This window comes from Microcella alkalica (assembly GCF_014137945.1).
Taxonomy (GTDB): Bacteria; Actinomycetota; Actinomycetes; order Actinomycetales; family Microbacteriaceae; genus Microcella; species Microcella alkalica.
Genome location: NZ_JACGWX010000007.1, coordinates 64,692 through 74,196 on the forward strand (window position 1 = coordinate 64,692; position 9,505 = coordinate 74,196).

General features: G+C 68.3%; 8 protein-coding genes. 7 read left to right on the forward strand and 1 reads right to left on the reverse strand.

The features are described 5' to 3' along the window. Positions 1-122 precede the first annotated feature (122 nt). The 6 genes from FHX53_RS12050 (at position 123) to FHX53_RS12070 (ending at position 7,976) form a co-directional block, all read left to right on the forward strand. Positions 123-3,452, forward strand: a complete 3,330-nt coding sequence (locus FHX53_RS12050; protein ID WP_182491603.1) for a type ISP restriction/modification enzyme — start codon at positions 123-125, stop codon at positions 3,450-3,452. A gap of 22 nt (positions 3,453-3,474) precedes the next feature. Beyond that, positions 3,475-3,684, forward strand: coding sequence for a DUF3800 domain-containing protein (locus tag FHX53_RS13720; protein WP_246335700.1), 210 nt, complete (start codon positions 3,475-3,477; stop codon positions 3,682-3,684). Between the two features lie 24 nt (positions 3,685-3,708). Next, positions 3,709-4,212: a DUF3800 domain-containing protein gene (locus tag FHX53_RS12055; protein WP_246335701.1), complete on the forward strand. Its 504-nt coding sequence runs from the start codon at positions 3,709-3,711 to the stop codon at positions 4,210-4,212. Positions 4,213-4,289: 77 nt separating this feature from the next. After that, positions 4,290-5,187, forward strand: a protein-coding gene (locus tag FHX53_RS12060) for an IS5 family transposase (RefSeq protein WP_425488290.1) whose coding sequence is annotated in 2 segments (ribosomal slippage) — positions 4,290-4,627 and positions 4,626-5,187 — 900 coding nt in all. Because the reading frame shifts where the segments join, the coding sequence is not laid out codon by codon here. A gap of 154 nt (positions 5,188-5,341) precedes the next feature. Next, positions 5,342-7,381 (forward strand): acetate--CoA ligase, encoded by a 2,040-nt coding sequence (acs, locus tag FHX53_RS12065; RefSeq protein WP_182491604.1) that lies wholly within the window; start codon positions 5,342-5,344, stop codon positions 7,379-7,381. Positions 7,382-7,445: 64 nt separating this feature from the next. Then, entirely contained in the window at positions 7,446-7,976 is a 531-nt protein-coding gene (locus FHX53_RS12070; RefSeq protein ID WP_343050998.1) for a MarR family winged helix-turn-helix transcriptional regulator, read from the forward strand. Here the strand turns inward: FHX53_RS12070 and FHX53_RS12075 are convergent. Next, on the reverse strand, positions 7,945-8,913 hold the full coding sequence (locus FHX53_RS12075; RefSeq protein WP_182491606.1) for a DMT family transporter: 969 nt from the start codon (positions 8,911-8,913) through the stop codon (positions 7,945-7,947). The two genes, FHX53_RS12070 and FHX53_RS12075, sit on opposite strands and share 32 nt — an antisense overlap. On the opposite strand from FHX53_RS12075, the gene FHX53_RS12080 reads away from it, so the two are divergent. Beyond that, the coding region (locus FHX53_RS12080) for a GntR family transcriptional regulator (protein WP_182491607.1) at positions 8,912-9,505 on the forward strand (594 nt) is incomplete at its 3' end. The genes FHX53_RS12075 and FHX53_RS12080 overlap by 2 nt on opposite strands.

Below are 9,505 nucleotides of genomic sequence, written 5' to 3' on the forward strand. Positions count from 1 at the left end.
GGGGCCCGCCAGCGCATGGTGCGGGCCCCGCGTTCGCGGCTTCCGCGCAACCAGTGCGCCGCGGCCGGTCGCGCTCGGCCCGGCAACGCTTCGCCGTCGTAGGTAACGACCAGAATAAAGCCATGCTCGATGCGAAGATCTCCCAACTTGTTGCCGACTATGGCGTCGAGGTCAAGGCGAAGCTCGCCGGAGCCGGCGAGCCCGAAGAGGCTCTCCGCGTACCGATCGAGCACCTCATCACCGGCGTAGGCGAGTTCGGCGGTAAACAGACCATCCTTGATGGCGAGGCGCACCTCACCGAGCTGAGCTCACGACCCGACTTCGCAGTGCGGGTGAGGGGCGCGGTCGTCGGCTACATCGAGGTGAAGAAGGCGGGCATGTCGCTCGACCCATCCACCTTCAAGGGCCACAACCGAGACCAATGGCACCGGCTCAAAGATCTGCCCAATCTCATCTACACAAACGGCACCGAGTGGCGTCTCTACCGCGGTGAGGGACATCCAGCTCTCGTCGCGCAGCTCGCTGGCGGCCCGCTCGACGTCGCGGGCTCAGCCCTGACCCCCGACTCGAACTTCGCCCACCTCGTCACCGACTTCTTGAATTGGCACCCCATTCCGATCAAGTCAGTCTCGAAGCTCGTCAGCTCGATCGCTCCGATCACGCGGATGCTGCGCACCAAGGTAATCGAACAGCTCGCGTTCGAGACGGCCAAGGTCGCGCTTGGCGCACCGAAGCACGAGCAGCTCTTCATGGGCCTGGCAAGCGACTGGCGCTCGTTGCTCTTCCCCGACGCGAGCGACGAGGTCTTCGCCGACGGCTACGCGCAGACGGTGACCTTCGCGCTGCTGCTCGCGCGCACCGAGAAGATCGATCTCGAGTCGACGAGCCTCTACGAGGTCGGCCAGCAACTCGGAGCCGACCACTCGCTCATGGGCAAAGCGCTGCAGCTGCTCACGAACGATGTGAAGGGCGATTTCGTTCCGACGATCGACCTGCTGCGGCGCGTCATCGGCGCTGTGCAGTGGGATGCCGTGCGCAAGAACAAAGACACCTACCTGCACCTCTACGAGAACTTCCTCGCCGAGTACGACCCCGAACTACGCAAAGCCACGGGCACTTATTACACGCCGCACGAGGTCGTCGATCAGATGGTGCGCCTGGCCGAAGAGGCGCTCGTCACCAAGCTCGGCAAGCCCAAGGGATTTCTCGACCCGAGCGTGACGACGATCGACCCCGCGATGGGTACGGGCACCTTCTTGCACTCGATCATCGAGCACGTCGCCGAGAAGGTCGAGCACACCGAGGGCCCCGGAGCGGTGCCTGGCACGATCACCGAGCTCGCCTCGCGGTTGATCGGCTTCGAGCTGCAGCTCGGCTCGTACACGGTCGCCGAGTTGCGCACCACCGACCTGCTGCGCAGCTACAAGGCGAACCCGCCGAAGGGCGGCATGCGCATGTTCGTCGCCGACACGCTCTCTGACCCGGAAGCTGACGTCACCGCGATCTCGTCGGGTCTCGCCGCGATCTCCGAGAGCAAGCGCCAGGCGAACCGCATCAAGGCCGACGTGCCGGTGACGGTCGTGATCGGCAACCCTCCCTACGCCGAGCGAGCTGAGGGCATGGGCGGCTGGATCGAAAAGGGTTCCGCTGCCACCCGCAACGACAAGAAGGCCGTCGCCAAGGCAAAGCTCGATGACTTCCGGATGCCCGGCAACGGTCTCACCGAGTATGTGCTCAAGAACCTCTACATCTACTTCTGGCGCTGGGCGACGTGGAAGGTCTTCGAGTCGATCCCCGCCGACCAGGCAGGAATCGTGTGCTTCATCTCCACGGCCGGCTACCTGCGAGGCCCCGGCTTTAAGGGCATGCGCTCGTACTTGCGGCGCGAAGCCGACGATGGTTGGATCATCGACCTCACCCCCGAGGGCCAGACGCCGGATGTTCCGACTCGCATCTTCCCCGGTGTGCGCCAGCAACTCGCCATCGGCATCTTCGTGCGTCGCCCCGATCACCGCGCCAACACGCCCGCGGTAATCCATTACCGAGCGCTGCATGGCAAACAAGCGGAGAAGTTCAAGGCTCTCGCCGCTCTCGACCTGCGGTCAGGTTGGGAACGTGCGCGTGACGGTTTGACCGACCCGTTGACGCCGGCCGCCGGGGCGTGGGACGAGTTCCCGGCCTTCGGCGATCTCGTGATGTGGGTTGCGCCGGGCGTCAAGCCGAATCGCACTTGGGTCTACGGCCCTAGCGCTGAAATCCTCGCGACACGCTGGGCGAGGTTGCTCAACGAGACTGACCTAGGTGAGAAAGCTCGGTTGATGAGAGAGACCGATTCAACCAACTTGCGATCCAAGAAGCAGCCCCTGCCCGGTCGAGGCCCGGCCTCAGATGCGGATCTCGCTTCTCAGGCATTTCGCACCGCACCCCTGGAGCGGGTCGCATACCGATCACTCGACAGGCAGTACGTCATCGCTGACGCCCGAGTCATTCACAGGCCCTCTCCGGACATCTGGGCCGCTACCAGTGGACATCAGGTTTTCGTCAGCGAGCAGCATTCGAAGCCCCTTTCCGACGGCCCGGCGTTGACATTCAGTTCACTCATCCCCGACATGGATCACTTCAAGGGGAGCGAGGGCGGTCGCACCCTCCCGCTCCTGCACCCCGACGGAACCCCGAACCTCGCTCCGGGGCTGCTGGAGGGGCTCGCGGCCGAGGCGAGCATCCAGGCCGACCATGAAGACCTTCTCGCCTATGTAGCTGGCGTCGTCGCGCATCCGGCGTTCACGGCCGCCTTCGTCGACGAGCTGACGACGCCGGGCGTGCGGGTTCCGATCACGCGCGATGCGGCGCTGTGGCAGAAGGCCGTCGAGCTCGGGCGCGAGGTGATCTGGCTGCACACCTACGCCGAGCGCTACGTCGACCCGGCCGCGGGGCGCGAAGCCGGCAATGTGCGCAGCGGCTGGCCGCTGGATGCTCAGCCGAAGTCGCTCGAAGCCGTCACCACCATGCCGGTCAAGCTGCAGTACGACGACGTGCGCGGGCAGGTCGTTTTCACCAACGACGACGGCGGCCGCAACGGAGCCTGGGGCCCGGTGCCGCGCGAGGTGTTCGAATACACCGTCGGTGGTATGAACGTCATCGGCAGCTGGTTCAAGTACCGCAAGAAGAACCCCGGCGGCAAGAAGACGAGCCCGCTCGACGACATCCACGTCGACGAGTGGCCGCACGAGTGGACCCTCGAGTTCACCGAACTGCTGACCGTGCTCACCCGGCTCGTCAGTCTTGAGCCGGCGCAAGCAGAGCTGCTCGAGCAGATAATCGCCGGGTCGCTCGTGACCAAAGACGAGTTGGCGGGCGCGGGTGTGAAGTGGCCCGAGACGCGGGACGACCGCAAGCCGCGCCGCAAGGTCGCCGCCGACACACTCGACATCTTCGGCGACGACTCCCGCTGATCGAGAGCAGCTGACTGTGCACATGAGGCGTGGGGACTACATCGTCTACGTCGACGAGAGCGGAGACCACAACCTCGTAGACTTCGACCCGCAGTACCCGCGCTTCGTGCTCGCCTTCTGCATCGTCAAGATCGACCATTACGTAGACCACGTAGTTCCATACGTGCAGCGCCTCAAGTTCGAATTCTTCGGGCATGACACGGTCGTCCTGCACGAACGCGAGATTCGTTGACGAGCGCAACCGTTCAATATCCTGATGAACGGGCAGACCCGTGACCTCTTCATGGCACGCATTGACGAGCTGATTCGCTCCGCGCGAATCGGCATCGTGGCCACCGTCATCCGTAAACCGGAGTTTCGAGACCGTCGCGGCTCATCACTGAACCCCTATGAAGTGGCGCTCGAATTCGGGCTCGAAAGGGTCTTCCTGCAGCTACAAGCTCGCGGCCAAGTGGGCCGCAAGACGTTCGTCGTGTTCGAAGGCCGTGGCAAGACCGAAGACAAGGAGCTCGAACTCGCCTTTCGTCGAATCCTGGATACCACGAAGATGCGCGGCATGGCGCAGACGCTCGACTTCATGTGCGTCGACAAAAAGACCAACAGCTCTGGACTGCAGATCGCCGATCTCGTCGCGCGGCCCATCGGTATACATGACTTGAGGCCCGGGCAGGCGAATCATTCCTGGGACGTCATCGAACCGAAAATCGTGAGAGGGCCCAGCGGACGAGTGCGTGGCTACGGGCTCAAGATCTACCCATGAAAGCGAGAAGCCCCCGGAGATCCAGGGGCTAGGGCGTGTCTCGTAACCTCTGCGGGATGTTGCGGCAGGCTGGGAGCGTGACGCGTACTCGTACTTTGTCGGATTCTGCTTGGGCTCGGATCGAGCCTTTGATGCCGATCGCTTCCCGCAAGGGCGGGCGACCGTTTCAGGAGCATCGTCGGGTGCTGGAGGGGATCGTGTGGCGGTATCGGACGGGTTCGCCGTGGCGTGATCTGCCCGCCGAGTTCGGGCCGTGGCAGACCGCGTGGAAGCGTCATCGCCGGTTCAGCGGAGACGGCACTTGGGATCGTATCTACGCCGAGATCCTCGCTGACGCGGACGCAGCGGGCGAGATCGAATGGGCCGTCAGCGTGGACTCCACCATCAACCGTGCGCATCAGCACGCAACGAACCTCCCGCGCGACACAGGGGGCTCTATCGAGTTACAAGAATTTGCGGGAGGAGCCGCCTGACCACGCGATTGGCAGGTCACGCGGAGGGTTGAGCACGAAGATCCACCACCTCGTCGACGGCCGCGGGCTACCGCTGGTCGTGCTGGTCGGCCCCGGGCAGGCCGGCGATGCCCCGATGTTCCCCGTGCTCATGGACCACCTCAAAGTTGGCCGGCGTGGCCCGGGCAGGCCCCGCTCGAGACCGGACCGCGTCCGCGGCGACAAGGCGTATTCCTCGCGTGCCATCCGCACCCGCCTGCGCGAACGCGGGATCGTCGCCGTGATCCCCGAGCCCTCCGACCAGCAGGGACACCGGCAGCGTCGCGGCTCCCGTGGCGGGCGACCAGTCAGCTACGACGTCGAGGACTACAAGGGTCGCAACGTTGTCGAACGCGGCTTCAACGAAGACAAGCAATGGCGTGGGCTCGCCACCAGATACGACAAACTCGCGCTCACCTACCGCGGCGGCGCGGTCCTGCGAGCCATTACACTCTGGCTCAAACGCTTAGGAGACACGCCCTAGACGCCGACCGGGCACTCCCAGTCCACTTGCGCCCAGTGTAGCGGATCGACGTTCGCCGGTGGCGGGGATCATCACTCGCCAGCCCCGCGACCGTGACTCCGTATGACGCCCCGACCTGCGCGAGTAACTCGAGCCGCCTAGCGTGGAGCTCACGATGAGCTCGAGCGCAGCACCCGCCCCCGCAGCCCGCCCGACCGCCGCCACCGTGCCCTCCACCACGGTGCACGACTCCCGGCGCTTCCCGCCGCCCGCCGCGTTCGCCGCGCAGGCCAACGTCACGCCCGCCGACCTCGCGGCGCTGCCCGCCGACCCGCTGACCTTCTGGGAGCAGCAGGCGCACCGCCTGCCTTGGGCCCGACCGTGGGACTCGGTGCATCACTGGGTGCCGCCGAGCGAGGACGACCCCGTGAGCCCCCGTGCGACCTGGTTCGCGGGCGGCCGCCTCAACGCGAGCGTCGTGTGCGTCGACCAGCATGTCGCCGCAGGCCGAGGCGAGACCGTCGCACTGCACTTCGAGGGCGAGCGCGGCGACCGCGAGTCCGTCACCTACGCCGAGCTGCAGCGCCGCGTCGCGCAGGCCGCGCACGCGCTCACCGCGCTCGGCGTCGAGGCCGGCGACCGCGTCGTCATCTACCTGCCCGTGCTCGTCGAGACCGTCGTCGCGGCCCTCGCCGTCGCCCGCATCGGCGCCGTGCACTCGCTCGTCTTCGGCGGGTTCTCGGCCGAGGCGCTGCGGTTCCGCATCGCCGACACGGGCGCGAAGGTCGTCATCGCGAGCGACGGGCAGTTCCGGCGCGGGGCGGCGGTCGGCGTCAAGGGCATCGTCGACGAGGCGGTGGCGGGGCTCGCGCATGTCGAGCACCTCCTCGTCGTCCGGCGCACCGGCGACGCGACCCCGGGCACGCCCTGGGTCGCGGGCCGCGACGTGTGGTGGCACGAGGCGGTCGAGGCCCAGCCCGAGGAGCACGAGGCTCCTGAGCTCGAGGCCGAGCATCCCCTCTTCATCACGTACACGAGCGGCACGACGGGCAGGCCGAAGGGCGTCGTGCACACGACCGGCGGATACCTCGTGCAGGCGAGCTGGTCGCACTGGGCCGCCTTCGATGCGAAGCCTGACGACGTGTACTGGTGCACGGCCGACCTCGCGTGGGTGACGGCGCACACCTACGTGCTCTACGGTCCGCTCTCGAACGGTGCGTCGATCGTCATCGCCGAGGGCTCGCCCGACCACCCGACGCCGACGCGGCACGCCGAGATCATCGAGCGGCTCGGGGTGACCGTGTACTACACGGCGCCGACGCTCATCCGGACGTTCATGGCGCGGTTCCCCGACGGGTTCCCCTCCTCGTTCGACCTGTCGTCGCTCCGGCTGCTCGGAACGGTCGGCGAGGCGATCAACCCCGAGGCATGGGTGTGGTTCCACGCGCGCGTCGGTGGGGGCCGCGCGCCGATCGTCGACACGTGGTGGCAGTCGGAATCGGGTGCCGCGATCGTCTCGACCCTGCCCGGCGTGCACGAGGGGGTTCCGGGCGCGGCGGGCGTCGCCCTGCCGGGCCTCGCCGTGCGCGTCGTCGACGAGACGGGGGCGGATGCCGCGCCGGGCACGAGCGGGTACATCACGATCGAGGGCCGCTGGCCCGCGATGGCGCGCACGGTGTGGGGCGACCACGACCGCTACCGCGCCGCGTACTGGAGCCGCTTCGAGGGCCTATTCTTCGCCGGCGACGGCGCGACGATCGACGAGCGCGGGTACGTGCGCCTGCAGGGCCGCGTCGACGACGTCATCAACGTGTCAGGACACCGGCTGTCGACGATCGAGATCGAGTCGGCGCTCGTCGCGCACCCGCTCGTCGCCGAGGCAGGCGTCGTCGGCGTCGCGGATGCGGTGACCGGTCAGGCGGTCGCGGCGTTCGTCGTTCCGGTGGTGCGGCCCGGCGCCGATGACGACGTCGCCGCATGGCGCTCCGCGGCGACGGATGCCCGCGCCGAGCTTGCCGCGCACATCGCGCGCATCATCGGCCCGGTCGCGAAGCCCAGGCACGTGCTGCTCGTGCCCGACCTGCCGAAGACCCGCTCGGGCAAGATCATGCGGCGTCTGCTCGGCGACGTGCTCGACGGGCGTCCCCTCGGCGACACGACCTCGCTGCAGGATGAGTCGGTCGTGCCGGCGATCGCGGCGATCGCGCGCGGGTAGGCGCTCGGCTCGGAACGGCGCGGAGCGCACCGGCGCTCGCGAGTCCCGCGACTACGCTCGAGTCGTGCCCGAGCCCCTGCCGATCGACCCGCTCGCCGAGGCGCGGCGGCAGTGGATCGCTCACGGCTGGAGCGACGCCGCCGACGGCATGACCCTCGTCACCTCCGTCATGCGCGCGCACCAACTGCTGCTCGCCCGCGTCGAGGGAACGCTCAAGCGCTTCGACCTCTCGTTCGCGCGCTACGAGCTCCTGCAGCTGCTGAGCTTCACGAAGGACGGCGTCATCCCGATGGCGAGCGCGACCGCCCGCCTGCAGGTGCACCCGACGAGCATCACGAACACGGTGCAGCGCCTCGAGCGCGACGGCCTCATCGCGCGCGAGCCGCATCCGCGCGACGGGCGGGCATCCATGCTGCTGCTGACGGATGCGGGCCGGGCCGTCGCGGCGCAGGCGACGGCGGCGCTCAACTCCGAGGTCTTCACCGAGCCGGGGATGCCGCGCGACGACGTCGCGTCGATAGTGCGCGCGCTCGCCCGCTTCCGGGAGAGCGCGGGCGACTTCGTCACTCCCCCGCCGGCCCCCGATCCGCTCTAGCGGGTCGGGGGTTTCCCCCGCGGGGCGCCTGCCGCACACGGACTGCTGCTGCGGCACAGCAGACGACCGCGAGCCCGCCGAACACTGTCGGCACCGTGAGCGCCTCTCCGAGCAGGATCGAGGCCCACAGAATGCTCAGCACCGGCTGCACGAGCTGAACCTGGCTCACGCGCGCGATCGGCCCGATGGCGAGCCCGCGGTACCAGGCGAAGAAGCCGAAGAACATGCTGATGGCCGAGAGATAGGCGAACGCCGCCCACTGCAGTGGATCGGCCGCCGGCGTCTCGGCCGCGATGGCGGTGACGGTGAGAACGAGCATGACGGGAGCGGCGAGCACCAACGCCCACGAGACCGTCTGCCACGCCCCGAGTTCGCGGGCGAGAAGACCGCCCTCGGCGTATCCGATCGCCGCGGCGATGACGGCGGCGAAGAGAAGCAGATCCGACCACCGAAGGGATGACAGTCCACCGCCGTCGATGGCGGCGAACACCACCGCCGCGGTCGCTCCGGCGGCGGCCATCGCCCAGAAAGCACGACTGGGGCTCTCCCGCCCGCGTACGACTGCCACGACCGCCGTCGCCGCAGGGAGCAGGCCTATGACGACTGCGCCCCGGCTCGCCTCAGTGTCCGTCAGCGCGAAGGACGTCAGGAGCGGGAAACCCACCACGACCCCACCGGCGACGACCATGAGACGGATCCACTGCCGGGCGCGAGGCAGCCGCTGGCGGGTGATGGCGAGCGCTACGGCGGCCAGCGCCGCGGCGATCACAGCCCGCCCCGCCCCGATGAAGAGCGGCGACAGGGCGTCGACCGCGAATCGGGTGAGCGGCACGGTGAAGGAGAAGGCCAGGATGCCGAGCGCGCCCCATCCGAGGCCGGCGGCGGAGCCCGATATCGCCACGCGCCTGCCATGAGTAGCGCTACTCTGTGGTGTCATGAATCAGGATAGCAGTCAACGCATTGTCGAGCCGCTGCGTCGCTGGATCGCCTCGGCGACGCCTGGGGCGCGACTTCCCTCGACCCGCGCGCTCGTGGCCGAGCACGGCGCGAGCGCGGCCACGGTGCAGCGTGCACTGCGCACGCTCGCCGCCGAGGGCGCCGTAGAGACTCGGCCGGGAACGGGCACCTTCGTGCGTGCCGCACGCGCCGCGCCACCCACCGACTACAGCTGGCAGACCGCCGCACTGGGAGCACCCGAGCGCAGCATCCCCTCGATCTCGACGGCCCTGCGGTCACGCCCGCCCGAGTCGATCGCACTGCACTCTGGGTACCCCGACGACGAGCTCCTCCCCGTGCGCCTGGTGCGGTCGGCGATCGCGCGAGCGGGCCGCTCCGGCGCCGCCGTCGATCGTCCTCCTACCGTCGGCGACCCGGATCTGCGCGCCTGGTTCGCCGGGGAGCTGGCCGCGCGCACGATCGCAAGCGCTGCCGCACCACGGGCATCCGACGTCGTCATCCTGCCCGGCAGTCAGAGCGGGCTGGGAGCGATCTTCCGAGGGCTCGTCGGGAGCGGCGGACCGCTGCTCGTA

What these genes read in the sequence shown, in the direction of transcription:
- FHX53_RS12050 (WP_182491603.1), top strand. Translation starts at nt 123, where the DNA reads ATGCTCGATGCGAAGATCTCCCAACTTGTTGCCGACTATGGCGTCGAG.
- FHX53_RS13720 (WP_246335700.1), top strand. Translation starts at nt 3,475, where the DNA reads ATGAGGCGTGGGGACTACATCGTCTACGTCGACGAGAGCGGAGACCAC.
- FHX53_RS12055 (WP_246335701.1), top strand. Translation starts at nt 3,709, where the DNA reads ATGAACGGGCAGACCCGTGACCTCTTCATGGCACGCATTGACGAGCTG.
- acs (WP_182491604.1), top strand. Translation starts at nt 5,342, where the DNA reads ATGAGCTCGAGCGCAGCACCCGCCCCCGCAGCCCGCCCGACCGCCGCC.
- FHX53_RS12075 (WP_182491606.1), bottom strand. Translation starts at nt 8,913, where the DNA reads ATGACACCACAGAGTAGCGCTACTCATGGCAGGCGCGTGGCGATATCG.